Here is an 18,795-nt window from a genome sequence, read left to right on the forward strand (position 1 = left end):
GACTGGATTTTTCAACAAGCCCTCAGCGGCCCGGAAAAATATCAGCTCCCTTGCCGATAATATCTGCTAGAATTCCCTTGCAAAAAACCTTAATCCACGACAGGTCATCGACTCATGCACAAAGATCCTGATCAACATTACCTCCAGGCAATTCTGGCGCAAACCCCTCTACGCGGCAAGACCATCCTGGAATTTGGCTGTGGCGCAGGGGATATCACCAGGCAACTGGCGCCCCATGCCGCGCGCATCATTGCCATCGACCCCGACCGGCAAAGGTTGGAGCAGGCCCGTATAGCCCTGGCCGGCAGCGCCGTTGAATTCATCCAGGCCGACGACGGCATGCCGGATCTGGCGGAGAGTTACGCCGACATCGTGCTCTATTCATTGTCTCTCCACCATATCCCGCGCCAGCAGTTGCCTGCTCATCTCCGCTATGCCGCGGCCCGACTGGCCCGGGCCGGCGAGATCCTGGCCATCGAACCGGGCGCCAGCGGCCCGTTTATCGAGGCAAAAAAACGCTTCGGCGTGGGGAGCGGCGATGAAGGTCCGGCCATTCAGGCTGCCTGGGAGATGCTTCAGGCGCTGCCGGGCTGGAGGGTTGCCGGGGTCTATCCGTTTACGGTTGATTTTCTGTTCAGCGATGAAGCGGATTTCCTTCGCTACAAAAACGCGAGTGAACAGGAGCCGGAACAAAGCTGCAATCCGGAACTGACGGACTTTCTCACCCAGCACCGGGCAACGGATGGCATCCGGCTCGGCTCAGGGCGGCAATTGTACCGTTTGATGAGAGCGCAAAGTTGAAAAAAGCAAGCTGTTTCAATAGCTTTTTTGGAACATTCTCATTTTTCCAGCTTGACAAGAAGTTAAGAAGACTATAATTTTTATAAATTAGATTTTATTTTTTATTTCCCTTGGCATTTTTTGCGGAGATTCGCAATTTGAACACTGATTTCAAGAAACATCGCACCTCTCTAACGCTATTGGTTCTTGCAGCAGCCCTGCTGCAGGCTTCCTGTACACCGGCCCCGTCCGGCGCTCCGTCCTATGCTCTAAAACAACAGCTGCAGCAGCTCAAACAGCAACAGCAGGAGCAGGCCCAGCAACTACAGCAACTGCAACAGCAGCTGGCCAGCCTGCAGCTACAACCGGCCATGGTTCCGCCTTCGGCCAATACTGGATTGAACGCTCAGCAGCCGGCTGCGACCCCAGCCCTGCCCGGCTCCCAGGCAGCACAACCCTCGCTGATAACAGTGGCGCCCGGCACCAGTGAAGCTTCGGAAGTGGCCGCTTCGGCATCGACTTACCTGAGCGCGTTTTCCAACCTGGCCATGGGCCGTTATGCCGAGGCCGAAAGCGGGTTTGCAGCGTTTTTGTCCAGCTATCCGGACCATCAATACGCCTCCAACGCACGCTTCTGGCTGGCCAATGCCCAAGCTGCCGAAAACAAAACCGCCCTGGCGGTTGCCAACCTGAAACAGATTGTCGCCAGCCCGCAGGGGCAGGACAAAGCCCCGGCAGCCATGCTTCAGCTGATCAGGATTTATCGTCAGACCGGGTTGACCGGACAGGCAGAGACAACCATTGCACAGTTGCGAACCAGCTATCCCGACAGCCCTGAAGCGCAACAATTTATCCAGAGCGACACCCCTGCTCAGTAGCAGGCGTCACACTCTATTTTTTGAGAGGGAACAGATGATACGGACACTTTTTCGCTGGTTATTGCTGCTTGCGTTGCTGTCGGCCATTTGCGGTCCCGGTATGGCCGCCGCTGAAGAAGGTCAGATTTATACAATCAAAAAGGGGGATACCCTGTGGGATCTCTCCAAACGCTTTATTGACGATCCCTACTACTGGCCCAATGTCTGGGCTAAAAACCCGGCCATCACCAATCCGCACCTGATCTTTCCAGGGCAAAAAATCCGCATTCTCGACGGCCGCCTGGAAATCGTTCCGGCCTACACCGAAGGGGAAAGCGCAGCCCAGCCCGACCAGACGCCAACCATTACCGGGCCGGCCACAAAAGCCGCGGCGGGGGAGATGATCCAGATCAGAACCTCGAGCAAAGGCAACGGCTTTATTCTGACCGATGAGCAACCTCTCGGGATTCTGGCGGATACCACTGACAACCGGGTGCTGATCAGTAAAAATGACCTGGTCTTCGTGAAAATGACCGACCCGTCCGATGTCACGGTCGGAGACACCTACGGACTCTATGAACGGGGTGATAAAGTCATCCATCCTGTCACCGGCGAATCGATCGGCACCATGATGCAGAATCTCGGGGCGCTGCAGGTCACCGAAATCAACGGAGGCACGGTGACCGCCAAGATCATCATCGCTTTCCGCGAAATCGAGCGCGGCGCTGAGCTGTTCGAGTATGTGCCAGTGCAACGGGACATCACCCTGCAGCGGGCGGAAACACCGGCTCCGGGAGTCATTGTTGCGGGCCGTGATGAACGCAGCACAATGTCGACCAATGACGTGATTTTCATCGACCGCGGCAGCAACGACGGGGTGAAGACCGGCAATCTGTTCTATATTTCCCGGCCGCGGCAGGTTTCCAAGGAACTTTTTAAACAGGCCGGCGACTTGGTCTTGCCCGATGAAGTCCTCGGCGCTGCGATCACTGTGGATACCAGGGCCACCACCGCAACGGCCGTCATCATCAAAAGCGTTAAGGAAGCTTTCCCCGGTGACCAGACTGAGATGGTCACCGACTGACGCCTGAACCAGGCGGAGATTCTATTGCACGGAAAAAAGGATTGAAGTCTCTTCAATCCTTTTTCTCTGTCAGCTCATCGTAATGCCATACCATTCGGAGGGGGAATGGACCGTTCAACAATTGCTTTGCTCAGGCTGCACCTGACCAATGGACTCGGTCGGGTAGCCCTGCTCAAACTTCACCACCACTTCGGCAGTTTCGTTGCCGCCAGCACCGCTTCCGCCACAGCCTGGCAAGAGGCCGGGGTCAGTCCGCGCCTGCATGGAGGCATTCCGCCGGAACATGATCACGTCCTTCAGGACACCCTGCGCATTCTCGAGAAACTGGAGATCAGGCTGCTCAGCTTCTGGGATGCGGATTATCCGCCCCTGCTGCGGGAAATTTACGATCCGCCCGCCCTGCTCTACCTGCGCGGAACGCTGCCGCAGCAAGACTGTTTCGCCATTGTCGGTTCCCGTCAGGCGTCCGACCCGGGAACCCGCTTCACCAGAGACTTGGCCGAACAATTGGCGCAGCGCGATATCTGCATTGTCAGCGGCTTGGCCCGCGGCATCGACGCTGCGGCGCATCGCGGTGCCCTTGCTGCCCAGGGCAGCACGATTGCGGTACTGGGCTGCGGCATCGACCGGGCCTACCCGAGGGAAAACGCCGACCTGTTCGCAGAGATCATCAACGCCAACGCGGTGATCAGTGAGTATCCGCCCGGCACCCCGCCCCTGGCCGGCTATTTTCCCGGCCGCAACCGCATCATCAGCGGCCTGTCGCGCGGGGTGCTGATTGTCGAAGCAACGGAAAAAAGCGGTTCATTGATCACCGGCGAGTTCGCCCTTGAACAGGGGCGGGAACTGTTCGCCGCGCCCGGAGCGGTTTACCGGGCCAACAGCCGGGGGGTCAACCGACTGCTCAAAGAGGGGGCGCAGCTGGTCACCGAAGCCGAGGATATCCTGCAGCTGTTGTGGCCCGGCCAACCCACCAGAAAACAGCGGGACGGCGCTGCCTCCTTCGCCGCAAGCCTGCCGGAAACAACCCGCGCGGTCTTTCAAAAACTCGGCGATGAACCGCTGCACAGCGACGAAATCGCGCGGAAATGCGGCTTGACTCCCATGGAGCTTTCCGCTATTTTACTCGACTTGGAGCTTCAAGGTGGAGTCCAAGCACTTCCGGGAAACCATTATATACGCAATCGGTTGTAATTCTTTTCCGTTCAATCAGCCGAAATCATAACTCTGTTGGAGGGTCCTTGCGTGAGCGCGTCCTGGCGATCGTCAATCTGATCGCTCAATATGTTTTAGGTGCAGAAGACAGCCCGATCAATGAGCAGGAGCTGGTTGCCGAACTGATGTCGGTGGGCTACGAAGCCGACGAAATCAGTGATGCCTTTTCCTGGATGGAAACGATCGCCCTGCAGCCTGCCGCCGAGCAACCCGCCGTCGACCCGCTGCTGAACATGGCCACCTACCGAACCTACAGCGACCAGGAACAGCAACTGCTCAGCAAAGAAGCCCGTGGTTTTCTGACCAAAATTCGCGCCATGGGATTACTGAACGACGAGGTCCAGGAAGAGATCATCGAGCGGGCCCTGCGTTCTGCAGAAGATCCGATCAATGAACAGGAGATCAAACTGATCGCGATTCTGACCCTGCTGTCCCGCTCGAGCAGCCTCTGGCTCAGGGAAATAGATTGCTTCCTTGAAAATGACTGGACTCGCATCTATCATTAAGAGCAGACCGGGTTGCGCAGATACCGCAACCCTTTTTATTTTGTGTTCCACACTGTCAACGGAACGAAAGCACTGAGGAGAAGATGGCACAATCACTGGTTATCGTCGAATCGCCGGCAAAAGCAAAGACAATCGAGAAATTTCTTGGCAAGGGGTACAAGGTCCTGGCCTCATACGGTCACGTTCGGGCTCTGCCAAGTAAACAGGGGTCGGTTGATGTCGATGATAATTTCAAACCCAAATACCAGGTTCTGCCGGACAGCACCAAGCAGATCGCCCTGCTGAAAAAAGAGGTTGCGAAAAGCAGTGAACTGATTCTCGCAACTGACCTTGACCGCGAAGGGGAAGCTATCGCCTGGCACCTGTTGGAAGCTCTCGGCATCGATGAGAATTCCAGCAAACCGGAAGTCAAGCGAGTCACCTTTCATGAAATCACCCAGACCGCGATCAGCGAAGCGATGGCCCACCCGCGCAAGATCGCCCGCGATCTGGTCGATGCCCAACAGGCCCGCTCCATCCTTGACTATCTGGTCGGGTTCAACCTGTCGCCCTTCCTCTGGAAGAAGATCCGCTACGGACTGTCCGCCGGCCGCGTGCAATCGGTGGCGTTGCGGCTGATCTGCGAACGCGAAGATGAAATCGAGGCGTTTAAGCCGCGCGAATACTGGACCATTGAAGCCCTGCTCAGCAACACCGCGCAGAACAGTTTCAGCGCCAAGCTGCACAGCTGCGACGGCAACAAGCTCGGCAAGTTCGATATCGCCGACGAGGCCAAAGCCGCTGCCATCATGGCCGAGCTGGAAAGCGCCAGTTTTGCTGTCACCTCCCTGGAAAAAAAGGAGCGTAAACGCAACCCGGCGCCGCCCTTTACCACCAGTACCCTGCAACAGGAAGCCAGCCGCAAGCTCGGCTTTTCTGCCCGCAAAACCATGAGCGTGGCGCAAAAACTCTACGAGGGGATCCAGGTTGAGGACGGTACCCATGGTCTGATCACCTACATGCGAACCGACTCCGTCGCCCTCTCCGACCTGGCCACCAGCGAAGCCCACGACGTGATTTGCCAGCTGTACGATGCGTCCTACGCGCTCAAAAAGCCCCGGGTGTTCCGCAACAAAAGCAAAAACGCCCAGGAAGCCCACGAAGCGATCCGCCCGACCTCCATTGCCCGGACCCCGGCCCAGGTCAAAGCCTTTTTAAGTTCCGATCAACTACGTTTGTACGAGTTGATCTGGAAACGGACCGTCGCCTCGCAAATGGCCCAGGCCATCTTTGACGCCACCAGCGTCGATATTGCGGCGGGCGAGCGCTACGGTTTCCGGGCCACCGGTCAGGTCATCCGCTTCCCGGGCTTTATGGCCCTGTATATCGAAGGGACCGATGACAGTGACGATGAAAACAAGGAAGGGTTGTTGCCGGCGCTGGAGGAAGGTGAGCAGCTGAACAAACAGCAGCTGACCCCGGAGCAGCATTTCACCCAGCCGCCGCCCCGTTTCACCGAGGCCAGCCTGGTCAAGACCCTTGAGGAATACGGCATCGGCCGGCCTTCGACCTATGCCAGCATCATGAACACCCTGGTCACCCGTAAATATGTGCGTCTGGAAAAAAGAACCTTCTTCCCGGAAGACACCGGCCGGGTGGTCACCAAACTGCTGACCGACCATTTCAGCCAGTATGTCGACTATGACTTCACCGCCGAGCTAGAAGAGGAACTGGACGCCATTTCCCGCGGCGAGCAGGCCTGGACTCCAGCGATCAAAGGGTTCTGGGATCCCTTCATCGCCCTGCTACGGCGCAAGGATCAGGAAGTCAGCAAGGCGGATGTGACCACGGAAAAAACCGACAAGGTCTGCCCGGATTGCGGCAAAGAGCTGGTCATCAAACTCGGTCGTTCAGGACGTTTTCTGGCCTGCTCCGGGTTTCCCGACTGTCGGCATACCGAGCCCCTCAACGGCGAGACCAAGGAGGTCGAGGAACCGGTCTTTTCCGAGGAAAAGTGCGACAAGTGCGGCGCCCAGATGCTGATTAAAACCGGCCGTTATGGGAAATTCCTGGCCTGCAGCGCCTATCCGAGTTGCAAGAACATTCAACCCCTGGAAAAACCCAAGTCCCTGGGCATCACCTGTCCGAGCTGCAACGAAGGGGAAATGATGGAGAAGAAAAGCCGCTACGGCAAGATTTTCTACTCCTGTAATCGTTATCCCCAGTGCAAATATGCGCTGTGGAATCCGCCCAAGGCGGAAGCCTGTCCCAAATGCGGCTGGCCGGTCACCGAGATTAAAACGACCAAACGCTGGGGGACAGTCCAACGCTGCCCGCAGGAAAGCTGCGACTGGGAAAAAGAACTGATTCCGCCGGAGAAAAAAGCCCCGGCCAAGAAAACCGCCAAAAAGCCCGCGGCGAAAAAGACTGCAGCAAAAAAAGTCTGAACCAGCGGTTACTGTTATAATAACGACCGGCCGGGAGCGCATTTTGCCTTCGGCCGGTTTCCTGTTTTTAGAGGACGACAAAGCTATGGAGATCACAATTATCGGCGCTGGCCTGGCTGGCTGCGAAGCGGCCTGGCAGGCTGCCAAAGCAGGTTGCCGGGTCAAACTCTTCGAAATGAAGCCGGAGCAGTATTCGCCTGCCCATCAGAGCGAACAGCTGGCCGAACTGGTCTGCTCAAACAGCCTGCGCGGCAGCGGCATGAACAATGCTGTCGGCTGCCTGAAAGAGGAACTGCGCCGGATCGGCTCCCTGTTCATGGCCGCTGCCGATGCCACGGCCGTTCCGGCCGGTGGCGCACTCGCCGTTGATCGGGAGGAATTTTCCGCCTATATCACGGCTAAAATCGCTGCCGAACCGAATATCGAGCTGATCCGTCGGGAGGTCACCCGCCTGCCCGAGACTGGACTGACCATCCTGGCCAGCGGCCCGCTGACCTCGACCGCGCTGTCCGCTGAGCTGGCCCGACTGACCGGCGCCGAGCACCTCTATTTCTACGACGCCATTGCGCCGATTGTCGAATTCGAGTCCATCAATTTCGAGCATGCCTGGCGCGCGTCACGCTACGACAAAGGGGGCGACGATTACCTCAACTGTCCGCTCAACCGGGACCAGTACGACGCCTTTGTCCAGAATCTGCTCGACGCGGATAAAGTGAGCGGCCGGGAATTCGAAAAACTGATCCACTTCGAGGGTTGCATGCCCATCGAAGAGATGGCGGCCCGCGGCCCCCAGACCCTCGCCTTCGGGCCGATGAAGCCGGTCGGTCTGCCTGATCCGAAAACCGGGAAAATTCCCCATGCCGTGGTCCAGCTGCGCCAGGACAACCGTCACGCTTCCCTCTATAATATCGTCGGCTTCCAGACCCGCCTCACCTACCCGGAGCAGAAGCGCATCTTTCGCACCATTCCCGGATTGGAAGAGGCCCGCTTCGCACGGTTGGGGAGCATGCACCGCAACACCTTTATCAACGCACCCGTCTGCCTGAACAATGCCCTGCAATTCAAGCAGGCCCCGCATATCCTGGCCGCCGGCCAGCTGAGCGGCGTGGAAGGGTACGTCGAGTCCGCGGCCTGCGGTTTTCTGGCCGGCATATTTGCCGCGGCCCTGCTGCAGGAACAACCGGTTCCGGTGCCGCCCGCAGAAACCGCCCTCGGCGCACTGCTCGGCCACCTGAGCAGCGCAGCAAGCGATGATTTCCAGCCGATGAATATCAATTACGGTCTCTTCCCTCCTTTGGAAGGGCGTAAAATGAAACGCGCCGACCGGCGCCTGGCCATGGCCGAGCGCGCCCTGGCCGCCCTGCCACCCTGGTGGGAACGGGTCAACGCCACCCTGCTGAGCGAGAAAGGATAAACCGATGTCGGAACGAATTGTCCTGGCTTCGGCCTCCCCACGCCGACGCGCCTTGTTGGAGCAGATCGGTCTTGATTTTGATGTGGTCCCGAGCCGCACCGAAGAACTGGTGCACGCCGAGGAAACTCCGGAGCAACTGGTGGTCCGCCTGAGCCTGGAAAAAGCCGGCGACGTCGCGGCCAGGCCGGAGGTGGCCGGACGCTGGTTCATCGGCAGTGACACCATCGTCCTCTGCGGCGGACGGATTCTCGGCAAACCGCGCGACGCGGAAGATGCGGCCGCCATGCTTAGACAGCTTTCCGGCCGCGAACATCAGGTTCTCTCCGGATTCGCCGTCATCGACCGGCAGACCGGTCGGCAACGCCAGGAAGCGGTCTGCACCAGGGTCCGCTTCAGGGATTTGACAGATGACGAAATCACGCGCTACATTGCTACTGGCGAACCCGCCGATAAAGCCGGCGCATATGCCATCCAGGGGCTCGGGGTCTGTTTCGTGGCCGGCATCGAAGGGAGCTACAGCAACGTTGTCGGCCTGCCGCTCTGCCGCCTGACCCTGGTCCTGAAAGAACTCGGCGTCCCCCTGACTCTCTAGTTGTCATTCGGAATTTCTGGATGGAATAGTTCAGCTTTCAGACTGGAAACAAGCCATTTCCTTTTGGAGCAAAAAAATTAAGGACTGGCGCGGAGACGTACAGCGTTACGCGGTACAAGCAAATCCGCAGTTTGACGCCGTGACAACGAAAAAGAGCTGTTCCCCGGATGAAAAAAACCATCTAACCCGGAGCCATAGCGAATGAACCCCATCGCCGCAAATATCAAGGATATTCAAGAACGCATTGCGAACGCCTGCCGGACCAGCGGCCGCCCCCTTGACAAGGTCCGCCTGATTGCCGTTTCCAAGGTCAAACCCGCGGCCCTGATCGAGGAAGCCTACGCGGCCGGCCAGCGTCTGTTCGGCGAAAACTATGTGCAGGAATTCCGCGATAAGCAGGAACAGGTCACAGCGCCGGTCGAATGGCATTTCATCGGTGCCCTGCAAAGCAACAAAGTCAAATACCTGAAAGACTCGGTCCACATGATTCACTCCGTCGATCGGCTTTCCCTGGCTCAGGAAATCAACCGGCAGTGGGGAAAAACTCCGGCCGTGGTCGATATCCTGCTGCAGGTCAACATCGGCGATGAAGAGAGTAAAGCCGGCTGCACGCCGGAACAGCTGGAGGAGCTGGCCCGCCAGGTCGCCCAGCTGCCCCACGTCAAAATCCGCGGCCTGATGTGCCTGCCCCCATACTGCGACGATCCGGAAGAGGTTCGTCCCTATTTCAAACAACTCCGTCAGCTTGCCGAGAAAATCGCCGGTCTGGACATCCCCGGAGTCACCATGGAAGAGCTGTCCATGGGGATGAGCGGGGATTTCGAAGTCGCCGTCGAAGAGGGTGCCACCCTGGTGCGGGTCGGGACCGCTATTTTCGGTGAAAGAAGAAAGTAGAATTAAAGATGACCCAGCCCTCCGTACTCCTGTTCGATCTTGACGGAACCCTGATCAACTCCCTGCCCGACCTGACCCTGGCCCTGAACCTGCTGCGGGCCGAGCTGGATTGTCCACCCCTGACTCTTGATCAGGCCGGCCCCATGGTCGGCGACGGCGTCAGCCTGCTGGTCCGCCGGGCGTTGGGAGACGCTCTGTTCAAAGAAGAGCATGTCACTCGCTTTCTTGCCCTTTATGACAGCCACCTGCTCGATAACACCGTCTGCTATCCGGGGATCACGGCACTGCTGCAGCGACATCCGGCACAACGGCTGGGGGTTGTCACCAACAAACCCTATCGGCAGACCCTGGCCATTCTGGAAGGGTTGGGGCTGCGCCAGCGTTTCGGCGCAATCATCGGTGGGGACAGCTGCACGCAGAAGAAACCCGACCCTGGTCCACTGCTGGCAGCTCTGACAGAACTGGGGGCTACCCCGCAACAGGCGGTGATGATCGGCGATCATCATACCGATCTTCATGCTGGCCGCGGGGCCGGCACCGCAACCTGCTTCTGCGACTACGGCTTCGGCAACAGCGGCGGGCTGGAGTATGATTTTCTAGCCACAACGGCCAACGACCTGCTGCAGCTGTTTCCGGGGACTATCGATGCCTGAAGCCCGGCTGAGCTACCGAGATATTGCACTGTTCTTTTTCCCGCTGGTTCTCAACGTTCAGCTGATGAGCATTTCCCACACCATCATCAACAGCGTACTGGCCAGGCTCGACAACTATGTGACCGCCCTAGCCGGGATGTCCATGGCCATGATCATTCATGTCTTTGTGTCGTCCCCGTCCTATCAGAATCATACCGTCACCATGGCGATGGCCCGGGGCCGCAAATCCATGCTCGGGGTTTTAGTTTATATCTTCACCCTCTCGACCTCTGTCGCACTGCTGCTGGCTCTGGTTGCCTATACCCGAATCGGTGACCTGTTCTTTCAACTCTTGGGCACCCCGGCCGAGGTTGTCGTAGAAGCTCGCAAATCCTTGCGAATCATGCTCTTTCTGCCCTTTATCAGCGGGTTTCGTTTTTTTTGCCAGGGTTTGCTGCTGCAGGCCCGCCGGACCGGGCTGATTTCTTTTTCTACCCTGATCCGCGTCGCCGGACTGTTCCTGTTTCTCGCCCTTGGTCGTTACTGGTTCAGCGGCGCCCAGCTTGGCGCTTTCGGCCTGGTCGGTTGCGTTGCCACGGAGACCCTGGTGATCAGCCTGACGGTCTGGCAGGTTCATCCCCGGCTACAGCCCCGCGGCCAAGAAAAGAATTTCCGCGAAATTTTTTCTTTCGGTTTACCCCTGGCCTATTCGTCCTGCCTGCAGCAGGCGATTCCATTATTGATTACCGCCATTATCGGTCGCTTGACCGACGGAGCGCTGGTCCTAGCCGCCTTCGGTGTAATTCGCGGCTTCGTGTTCCTCCTCGCCGGACCGATGCGTAACCTGCAACAGACCTACCTGGCATTAGTCAGGGAAGCACGGGACAGTCGACGACTGTTGCATTTCAGCCTGCTCCTGGCCAGTTTTCTGAGTCTCCTGCTGCTATTGGTGGCCGGTCCGTTGAACAACCTGATCCTCGGCCAATTCATGGGTGTTGAAACCGCGTTGCGTCAGTACCTCGCCGCGGCCATGGCCTTGTGCGCGATTTTCCCTTTTTTCTATGGCGGCTGTCATTTGCTGCGCGGCTGGTTCTCGGACGCAGAGAAAACCTATCTGCTCGGGAAATCAACCATTGTGAAGTGCTGCTTCATGCTGCTCTTATGGTGGCCTCTGGTAAACTTCCAGCTGCCGGTTTCGGGGATCGTGATCGCGGTCTTCCTGCTGATCAGCGCCGAAGGTTTAGAGGCGGGCTTTCTGTTTCTACAACGCCGGCACGAGCTTCGAAACGCCGGCCCCCTTGCTCCGCTGAAGACATCTTCGTAAAATGAACAGATGACTCAGCCGCCCCACAAACAGCCCTGTCCTGACTGTCGCCAGTGCCAATGGTGCAGTGACGAAAGATGCCAGCTTTGTCTGAAGAGCAGCACCGGCTGTCGCCGCAAACTCAGTATGGCTGAGCAGATTGAGCTGTACGAATCGCGCAATGGCAAGAGCGCTCGGGAAGAACCCCGCACCCCCGGCAAGAGCCAATGAAAATTGCGCTTGTCGCCGGGATTTCGGCTGGCTGCGCCAACCCGGCAGAGCAACCGGCCGGAATTGTTACTGACTGAATTCAGGCCGGTTTTTCCGGTGACAAGAAACAAAAGTTGTGGTTAAATGCCCGCTTCAAAAAGCCGTCAAAAAAGCCGGAACTAAGCTGGCGGTCAGTTAAAATCAGCGCAGTGAATTTTTGGTCGGACGCTTAAAATCGATGTCGCTGCTTAGACGCATTGATTTTGCCAGCTGGCAAAAAATATTCTTGGTATTCCCTGTGCTTGCAGAAACCCGGAACGGGCTTTTGCAACAACCCGGCAACACATTTCACGGGCTACCGGAAAAACCCCGCAAAAGGGCTTTTCCAGCGGCTCTTTAGGATTATAGAGACAGGCAATAACGCAAAGGAGCTTAACTGTATGTATAGCTGTTCGGATCTGAAAAAAGGCTTAAAATTACTGATCGATGGAGATCCTCATGTCATCGTTCAGTACGACTTCACCAAGCCCGGCAAAGGGCAGGCGCTTTATAAGTGCAAACTTCGCAATATGATCACCGGCTCACTTTTTGACCGCACCTATCGCAGCGGCGAATCTTTCGAACCGGCCAGTCTGGAAGAGCGGGACATGCAGTACCTTTACCAGGATGAAACCGGCTACGTGTTTATGGACAAAAAAAACTACGAGCAGATCACCCTGAGCGAAGAGACCCTGGGAGACGACAAGTATTTCCTGATCGACAATATGGATGTCGAGATCCTTATGTACGGGGAGCGTGGCATCGGTATCAGCCTGCCCAACTTCGTCAACCTCAGAGTTACCCAGGCTGATCCGTGGGTCAAAGGCGACACAGCCGCCGGCAACAATAAACCGGCCACCGTCGAAACCGGCTACACCCTCCAGGTTCCCTCCTTTGTTGAAGAAGGCATCCTGATCCAGATCGACACCCGCACCGGAGAATACGTAACCCGCGTCAAGGAATAAGCGGTGGAGCCGAACTGGCAACTCGCCCGCAAGCGAGCCTTTCTTTTCAAGCGGGCCCGGATCCTGCAGCAGGTCCGGGCCTTCTTCATGGAACGGGATTTTCTGGACGTCGAGACGCCGCAGCGGATTCCCGCCAATGCCCCCGAACTGCACATCGACGCCGAACCCGCAGCCGAATGGTTCCTGCAGACCTCTCCCGAATTGTGTATGAAACGCCTGCTGGCGGCCGGCTATGAACGCATTTTCCAGATCTGCCACTGCTGGCGCCAGGGGGAAAGAAGCCGCCGTCACCTGCCCGAATACAGTATGCTCGAGTGGTATCGGCAAGGCTGCGACTATACCGCCCTGATGGACGATTGCGAAGCGCTGCTCGACACCCTCTGCCCGGCCGGGCAGCTGGCCTGGCAGGGGCAGTTAGTCGATCTGCAGCCTCCTTGGCCGCGTCTCACCGTGGCCGAAGCCTTTGCCGCTTTCAGCCCCATGCCTTTGGCGGAGGCACTCGCCAGCGGTGAATTCGATACCATGATGGCCCTTGAGATCGAACCGCAGCTACCGACCGAAAAGCCGCTTTTTCTCATTGAATATCCGGCCGCATGTGCCTCCCTGGCACGCACCAAGCCAGGTCAGCCTGCGGTTGCCGAACGCTTCGAACTTTATATCGCCGGCCTGGAACTCGCCAACGCCTTTTCCGAGTTGACCGATTCGCAAGAACAGCGGCAGCGATTCGCCGCAGAAGAGCAGCAACGCCGGGCCTGTGGCAAACCGCCCTACCCCACGCCGCAGCCCTTTTTAAAAGAACTCGACACCCTCTCTGCCGCCGCCGGAATTGCCCTTGGTATCGATCGCTTGGTCATGCTGCTCTGTGACCTGCCAACCATTGACGACTGCGTCGCCTTTACCCCGGAGCAGCTCTGACCGGCCACGATCGTCACCCATCCCTGCTTTCCCGAATTCGGCAGAATGGAAGTACCCGTCCTCCTGAATGGTGTCAGCTTAAGCAACTTTGCAGTAAACTCGGGACTGTCCCCAGGGTCATCGGGGGCTGTCCCAAGAGTTTGCGAGCCATGAAACTGTCGCGGTTAGCACCGCAAAGACCTGGGACAGCCCCCGTGCGGGGACAGTTCCGGTTTTGCTGCCAGCGCCTTTAAACTAGCTCCATTCCCCGCCCTTCTTCAAAAAAAATTATTTTCTATTAATTATCTCTTCAAAAGATCCTCTTTTCAGCCCCACCTTACCTTCCGGGGAGAACACAGCAACTGACCGACATCATTTGTCTCTGAAGTTTTTTATCTGGCGGTGAAAACACAATTTCAGCAGGAAAACCAGATCGCAGGTTTTTTTTTAGCATTGACTTCATTTTATAACAACGTATTATAACGCGAAACAAAAAGACCAGATCGCTCATTTTATAACAAGATTATTGAATATTTTATTTAATATTTTCAGCGATATAGATAGCAATATAACAGTAGCTTAAAAACAAAAACTGTTATTTTTTTACTTATGTGTGTTTTTAATCGGCATTATTGAGAGAGAGGAGATCGGTTTATGGGACACGGACCCGCAGTGAAACTCGGCAAAGATAACGCCGCCGCGTACAAGACAAAGCTCGGCATCAAGATGTTTATTGTCTACACCCTGGTTTACGCCACTTTCGTCATCCTTAACACGACCAATCCGAAAATTATGGAAATCATTGTGCTCGGTCAGACCGCTGCGGTGATCTGGGGCTTCGGCCTGATTGTCCTGGCCCTGGTCATGGCCGTTATCTATAACTTTTTCTGCGGCAAAGCAGAAAAAGAACTGAACAGTTAAGGAGGGCGGCGCCATGATTTATACCCAATCCCCGCTGGCAATCGGTCTGTTCATTTTCTTTGTGCTGTTTGTTCTCGGCCTGTCCTTCTTTCTGGCCCGCCGCACCAGCTCCGCTGAAGGCTATTATGCCGCCGGCGGGCAAATCCACTGGATGACCAACGGCATCGCCTTTGCCGGCGACTATCTGTCGGCTGCCTCCTTCCTCGGTATTTGCGGCATGATCGCGACGGCAGGTTACGATGGCTGGATGTACTCCATCGGCTATCTGGCGGGCTGGATTGTCGCCCTGTTCCTGGTTGCGGAACCAATGAAACGCCTCGGCAAATACACCTTTACCGACGCGCTGGACTCCAAGTTCAATTCCAAATCGATTCAGCTGATGGCCGCCATCTCCACCCTGCTGGTGTCGGTTTTCTATCTGATCCCGCAGATGGTCGGGGCCGGCGTCCTGGTTCAGCCTCTGCTCGGGTTGCCGCACTGGGTCGGCGTCTGTATCGTCGGCATCGTCGTCACCATCATCGTCGCCACGGCGGGTATGGCTTCGACAACCTACGTCCAGTTTTTCAAGGGAGCCCTGCTGCTGATCATGTCTACCGTGGTGGTCATTGCAGTCCTGTTCCGCGGTCTGTCGACCACGCCGGTCAATAACGGCATGCCCTATCACGACTTCAAAACCCTGCATGCCGATAGCAGCCTGAACATCAGCGAACCCGGCTACCAAATCGTTGACGGCCTCGATTCCGCATTCGGCAAAGCCGGCTTCATCAAGCTGGTCAAGGATGGCAATGACTCAATCTGGCACCTGCAGAAAACCGCGACCGGCTACACCCTGGACGAAACCCTCTATGTCACCAAACTGGCTGATGGGACCAAACTTTATAATGGCGCCAGCGCTGAAGAAGGGAAATTCTTCCCGGTTGGACATATCAAGGAACTGCGCGTTAATGGTCAGGACGTCGCCGCAACCGGAGCAGTCGGCCCACTGGCGTATCTGTCCGCGTTGAAGGATTCGACCATTGTGCTCTGGGGCAAGAAGTATGTTCAGGTCGGCGATACCCTGACCACCGTTTATTACCAGAAGCCTACCCCCGGCTCCCGCATTTTACGCCCAGGCCTGAAGTTCAAGGTCGACAATGCCACCGGCTTGCAGAAATTCAACTTCATGTCGCTGATGCTGGCCCTGTTCTGCGGCACCGCAGCCCTGCCGCACATCCTGATCCGCTATTACACCGTCCCCAGTCAGGCCGCGGCCCGTAAATCAACCATCGTCGCCATTGCCGCCATCGGCTTCTTCTATATCCTGACCCTGTTTTTGGGCATGGGTGCCATGACCAACGGGGTCATCAACATTACCGATAACAATATGTCGGCACCGCTGCTGGCGTTGTCCTTTGGGGTGGTTCTGTTTGCGGTGATCTCCTCGCTGGCCTTTGCCACCGTGCTGGGAACGGTCTCCGGTCTGATTGTCGCTGCCTCGGGAGCGATCGCCCACGATCTAATGGACAACTTCCTGGGCATGCAGATGACCGACCGCGGCAAGGTTCGGGCCGGTAAGATTTCCGCTATTGTGATCGGCTGCATCGCCATCTACCTGGGGATCGTTTTCGAAGGGATGAACGTTTCGTTCCTGGTCGGCTGGGCCTTTGCGGTGGCGGCCTCGGCCAACCTGCCGGCTATCCTGATGCTGCTGTTCTGGAGTAAGACAACTGCCAAAGGCGTGGCTGCTTCAATTCTGGTCGGACTGGTCAGCTCCCTGGGGCTGATCCTGGTCTCGCCGGATATGTGGGTCAGGTACGGGATGCTTCCGGCCGATGCCCCGGTCCAGTTCAACAGTCCGGCGCTGATTTCCATTCCGCTCTCTTTTATCGCCCTGGTCCTGGTTTCTTTAATGTCGCAGAAAGATGTCGCCCTTGAACAGTCGGGTGAAACCGCCTGAGCCACAGAAGCACTTGAATTCAGAGCAGCACTTTGCGATACTCTAGGCCGCCTTCGGGCGGCCTTTTTCACAGGAAACCACATCATGCATCGATTTCGCTTCACCATTGTCGCAGTATGCCTGCTGCTCGCTTGGCTGGCCTACGGCGAGCTGACCCTTGCCCTGCGCAACCCGGCCCCGCTGGAGATCACCCTGGACCAGTTACAACGCTCCGGTCCGCCCAGAGAATGGCTGACCATAACCGGCGGCAATCAGGATCTGACCCGGGCCATCAACATGTCCGGGACCATGGATATCGACTCCTTTCTGGTCCCCTTGACCACCACCAAGGGTGAAAAAGCTCCTGAGGTCTGGTTTGAGACTCGCGATCCGCAAGTGCTTGCCACCCTGAAAAAATATTATTTCCAATTCGATACAGAGCAGGAAAAACAGGCCTTTATCGCCGCCAACGCGGACCTCTTCTACGGTCCCAAAACCTTGACCGGGATGACGGTTTCCGGCCTGGTGGCGGGATCGAATCGCGACAAGCTGAGTAAGCTCCTGGAAGAAATGAACGTTCCGGTCAGTCCCAAGGTTATTTTCATCAGCGAAGGGAAAAAACCTATTGTGTGGCGGGGTTTGCTTTTCGCGATCATCGCGATCCTGGGGATTCTCAAGCTTTCCCACAGCATCAAAAAAGAACGCTCCGCCTGAACGGCCCCCGGTAAGCCACTGTAACGCGACCTGTCGAGAGCCCCTCAAGGTGGAGCGAACTGTTCATGGCGACGGCCAATTTGCCGCCCTGAGTGATTACTTCAGCCAGTCACAGAGTTTGTTGATGGCCGTAAGCACCTTTTCGCAGTAAATCTTCAAAAATTCTTCGTCCAGCGGCTGCTCTGCGGAATATTGTTCGGCAGCAGCCAGCGCCCTGGCCCCGTCGAAATCAACAAACGCTAGCCGGGCGGTCAATTCCTTTTTCGGACGGCCAAAACTGCTGCCCGGCAGAATCGCCACCCCGGTCTCCTGCAGCAAGCGGCGACAGAAGGTTTCTCCGTCAGCAATCCCCTTGGCTTCCAGCTGCTCCCGTAATGGCTCGAAATCGGGCAGCATGTAGAACGCACCATCGGGGCGGGCGACGGTCACGCCGGCCCGGGTCATGGTCGTCCAGATCCAGTCGCTCAAAGCCTTCAGCACCCGCCGGGAATTGTGCAGATAGCGCTCGATCTTATCTCCTCCTCGAAAGGCCCGGACCGCGGCATATTGGATCGGTGCGCTGGTCGCCGTGAAAGTCTCGCTGGCCACCACGGCCATGGCCTCCATCAGCCATTTCAGTTCAGCTGGAAAGGCGAAAGTCCCCAACCGCCAGCCACCGGCGCCGGCCCATTTGCTCAAGCCGCTGGCGATGATGGTCCCTTCCGGATAATAACGGGCTATCGACTGATGGCAGCCTTTGAAGTTCAACTCGCCATAAATCTCGTCGGAAAGCAGGATCACCTTGTATTTCCTGGCCACCTGGGCGAGAGCCTGCAACTGCTCGGGAGAATAGGAGCAACCGGTCGGGTTGTTCGGGTAGTTCAGAATGACCACGCGGGGCTTGCTCGGATCCGCTTGGCAGAGGTTTTCCAATTCCTCGGGGGTCAGCAACCAGTTGTTCTTTTCATCGGTCTCCAGCCAGTAGACATGGCGGCCGACAATATGCGCCTGCGGGGCGTAGGAAACCCAGCTCGGGGTGGGAATGACCAGATCACCATAGTAAACCAGTTGCAGAATAAACATCAGCTCCTTGGAACCGGGGCCGATCAGAACATTTTCCTGGGAAATGGGCAGATCCTGGGTGCGGCGATAATAATGGGCAACCGCATCACACAAAGCAGGCAGACCTCGCACCGGCAGATAATCCTTCTGGTGCGCATTATTCTGCAGCTCCTGCACCACCGGTCCCGGGACCGGAAAGGGGGATTGTCCCAAACCAAGCTTGTAGACCTGCTTGCCTGCAGCAATCAGTCGGTTGCTCTCCTCGTTGATTCCCAGGGTTGCCGAAACCGGCAAACCGCGCACATTCAAATTCAAATGGACTTCATAGGTTCCATTTTTCATGGAAAAACTCCCGTGTCAGTCATGGTTTCCGTCAATTGGTCCGGTGGCTTT

At 56.9% G+C, this 18,795-nt stretch carries 17 protein-coding genes; 16 read left to right on the forward strand and 1 reads right to left on the reverse strand.

The genetic code is table 11. The features are described from left to right. Positions 1 to 114: 114 nt before the first annotated feature. The 16 genes from N909_RS0103575 (at position 115) to N909_RS0103655 (ending at position 17,361) form a co-directional block, all read left to right on the forward strand. Positions 115 to 801: a class I SAM-dependent methyltransferase gene (locus tag N909_RS0103575; protein WP_029911520.1), complete on the forward strand. Its 687-nt coding sequence runs from the start codon at positions 115 to 117 to the stop codon at positions 799 to 801. 137 nt (positions 802 to 938) lie between these two features. Beyond that, entirely contained in the window at positions 939 to 1,658 is a 720-nt protein-coding gene (locus N909_RS0103580; RefSeq protein ID WP_029911522.1) for a tetratricopeptide repeat protein, read from the forward strand. Between the two features lie 34 nt (positions 1,659 to 1,692). Next, positions 1,693 to 2,721 carry a LysM peptidoglycan-binding domain-containing protein gene (locus tag N909_RS0103585; protein WP_029911524.1) on the forward strand — a complete coding sequence of 343 codons (1,029 nt, stop codon included), beginning with the start codon at positions 1,693 to 1,695 and terminating at the stop codon, positions 2,719 to 2,721. A 105-nt stretch (positions 2,722 to 2,826) separates the two neighbouring features. Next, on the forward strand, positions 2,827 to 3,915 hold the full coding sequence (gene dprA, locus N909_RS0103590; RefSeq protein ID WP_029911527.1) for a DNA-processing protein DprA: 1,089 nt from the start codon (positions 2,827 to 2,829) through the stop codon (positions 3,913 to 3,915). 47 nt (positions 3,916 to 3,962) lie between these two features. After that, entirely contained in the window at positions 3,963 to 4,442 is a 480-nt protein-coding gene (locus N909_RS0103595; RefSeq protein WP_029911529.1) for a DUF494 family protein, read from the forward strand. Between the two features lie 83 nt (positions 4,443 to 4,525). Then, positions 4,526 to 6,868, forward strand: coding sequence for a type I DNA topoisomerase (gene topA, locus N909_RS0103600; RefSeq protein ID WP_029911532.1), 2,343 nt, complete (start codon positions 4,526 to 4,528; stop codon positions 6,866 to 6,868). A gap of 43 nt (positions 6,869 to 6,911) precedes the next feature. After that, a complete protein-coding gene (gene trmFO / locus N909_RS0103605; RefSeq protein ID WP_155005855.1) occupies positions 6,912 to 8,282 on the forward strand; it encodes a methylenetetrahydrofolate--tRNA-(uracil(54)-C(5))-methyltransferase (FADH(2)-oxidizing) TrmFO in 1,371 nt (456 codons plus the stop codon). Between the two features lie 4 nt (positions 8,283 to 8,286). Further along, complete coding sequence (locus tag N909_RS0103610) at positions 8,287 to 8,874, forward strand: Maf family protein (RefSeq protein WP_029911537.1); 588 nt, start codon at positions 8,287 to 8,289, stop codon at positions 8,872 to 8,874. Between the two features lie 201 nt (positions 8,875 to 9,075). After that, complete coding sequence (locus N909_RS0103615) at positions 9,076 to 9,768, forward strand: YggS family pyridoxal phosphate-dependent enzyme (RefSeq protein WP_029911539.1); 693 nt, start codon at positions 9,076 to 9,078, stop codon at positions 9,766 to 9,768. An 8-nt stretch (positions 9,769 to 9,776) separates the two neighbouring features. Continuing rightward, positions 9,777 to 10,421, forward strand: coding sequence for an HAD family hydrolase (locus N909_RS0103620; RefSeq protein ID WP_036682852.1), 645 nt, complete (start codon positions 9,777 to 9,779; stop codon positions 10,419 to 10,421). Further along, entirely contained in the window at positions 10,414 to 11,724 is a 1,311-nt protein-coding gene (locus tag N909_RS0103625) for a hypothetical protein (RefSeq protein ID WP_029911544.1), read from the forward strand. The genes N909_RS0103620 and N909_RS0103625 overlap by 8 nt, the downstream gene beginning before the upstream one ends. 629 nt (positions 11,725 to 12,353) lie before the next feature. Continuing rightward, the gene (gene efp, locus N909_RS0103635) at positions 12,354 to 12,917 is read left to right on the forward strand and encodes an elongation factor P (RefSeq protein ID WP_029911547.1); all 564 of its coding nucleotides are present in this window, start codon (positions 12,354 to 12,356) and stop codon (positions 12,915 to 12,917) included. A gap of 3 nt (positions 12,918 to 12,920) precedes the next feature. Continuing rightward, positions 12,921 to 13,832 carry an EF-P lysine aminoacylase EpmA gene (epmA, locus tag N909_RS0103640; protein WP_029911549.1) on the forward strand — a complete coding sequence of 304 codons (912 nt, stop codon included), beginning with the start codon at positions 12,921 to 12,923 and terminating at the stop codon, positions 13,830 to 13,832. A gap of 633 nt (positions 13,833 to 14,465) precedes the next feature. Then, positions 14,466 to 14,732 carry a DUF485 domain-containing protein gene (locus N909_RS0103645; RefSeq protein ID WP_029911552.1) on the forward strand — a complete coding sequence of 89 codons (267 nt, stop codon included), beginning with the start codon at positions 14,466 to 14,468 and terminating at the stop codon, positions 14,730 to 14,732. Between the two features lie 13 nt (positions 14,733 to 14,745). Then, positions 14,746 to 16,668: a sodium/solute symporter gene (locus N909_RS0103650; protein WP_029911555.1), complete on the forward strand. Its 1,923-nt coding sequence runs from the start codon at positions 14,746 to 14,748 to the stop codon at positions 16,666 to 16,668. A gap of 84 nt (positions 16,669 to 16,752) precedes the next feature. Beyond that, positions 16,753 to 17,361: a hypothetical protein gene (locus N909_RS0103655; protein ID WP_029911558.1), complete on the forward strand. Its 609-nt coding sequence runs from the start codon at positions 16,753 to 16,755 to the stop codon at positions 17,359 to 17,361. A gap of 96 nt (positions 17,362 to 17,457) precedes the next feature. On the opposite strand, the gene N909_RS0103660 is transcribed toward N909_RS0103655, so the two are convergent. Further along, positions 17,458 to 18,744 carry a pyridoxal phosphate-dependent aminotransferase gene (locus N909_RS0103660; RefSeq protein ID WP_029911561.1) on the reverse strand — a complete coding sequence of 429 codons (1,287 nt, stop codon included), beginning with the start codon at positions 18,742 to 18,744 and terminating at the stop codon, positions 17,458 to 17,460. Between the last annotated feature and the right edge of the window lie 51 nt (positions 18,745 to 18,795).

The sequence above is a fragment of the Pelobacter seleniigenes DSM 18267 genome (assembly GCF_000711225.1).
Taxonomy (GTDB): Bacteria; Desulfobacterota; Desulfuromonadia; order Desulfuromonadales; family Geopsychrobacteraceae; genus Seleniibacterium; species Seleniibacterium seleniigenes.

Bases quoted from the DNA above. Each gene is read 5' to 3' on its own strand.
- N909_RS0103645 (WP_029911552.1), top strand. From the start codon at position 14,466: ATGGGACACGGACCCGCAGTGAAACTCGGCAAAGATAACGCCGCCGCG.
- N909_RS0103660 (WP_029911561.1), bottom strand. From the start codon at position 18,744: ATGAAAAATGGAACCTATGAAGTCCATTTGAATTTGAATGTGCGCGGT.
- topA (WP_029911532.1), top strand. From the start codon at position 4,526: ATGGCACAATCACTGGTTATCGTCGAATCGCCGGCAAAAGCAAAGACA.
- N909_RS0103625 (WP_029911544.1), top strand. From the start codon at position 10,414: ATGCCTGAAGCCCGGCTGAGCTACCGAGATATTGCACTGTTCTTTTTC.
- N909_RS0103585 (WP_029911524.1), top strand. From the start codon at position 1,693: ATGATACGGACACTTTTTCGCTGGTTATTGCTGCTTGCGTTGCTGTCG.
- N909_RS0103575 (WP_029911520.1), top strand. From the start codon at position 115: ATGCACAAAGATCCTGATCAACATTACCTCCAGGCAATTCTGGCGCAA.
- dprA (WP_029911527.1), top strand. From the start codon at position 2,827: ATGGACCGTTCAACAATTGCTTTGCTCAGGCTGCACCTGACCAATGGA.
- efp (WP_029911547.1), top strand. From the start codon at position 12,354: ATGTATAGCTGTTCGGATCTGAAAAAAGGCTTAAAATTACTGATCGAT.
- N909_RS0103610 (WP_029911537.1), top strand. From the start codon at position 8,287: ATGTCGGAACGAATTGTCCTGGCTTCGGCCTCCCCACGCCGACGCGCC.
- N909_RS0103615 (WP_029911539.1), top strand. From the start codon at position 9,076: ATGAACCCCATCGCCGCAAATATCAAGGATATTCAAGAACGCATTGCG.
- N909_RS0103650 (WP_029911555.1), top strand. From the start codon at position 14,746: ATGATTTATACCCAATCCCCGCTGGCAATCGGTCTGTTCATTTTCTTT.
- N909_RS0103655 (WP_029911558.1), top strand. From the start codon at position 16,753: ATGCATCGATTTCGCTTCACCATTGTCGCAGTATGCCTGCTGCTCGCT.
- N909_RS0103620 (WP_036682852.1), top strand. From the start codon at position 9,777: ATGACCCAGCCCTCCGTACTCCTGTTCGATCTTGACGGAACCCTGATC.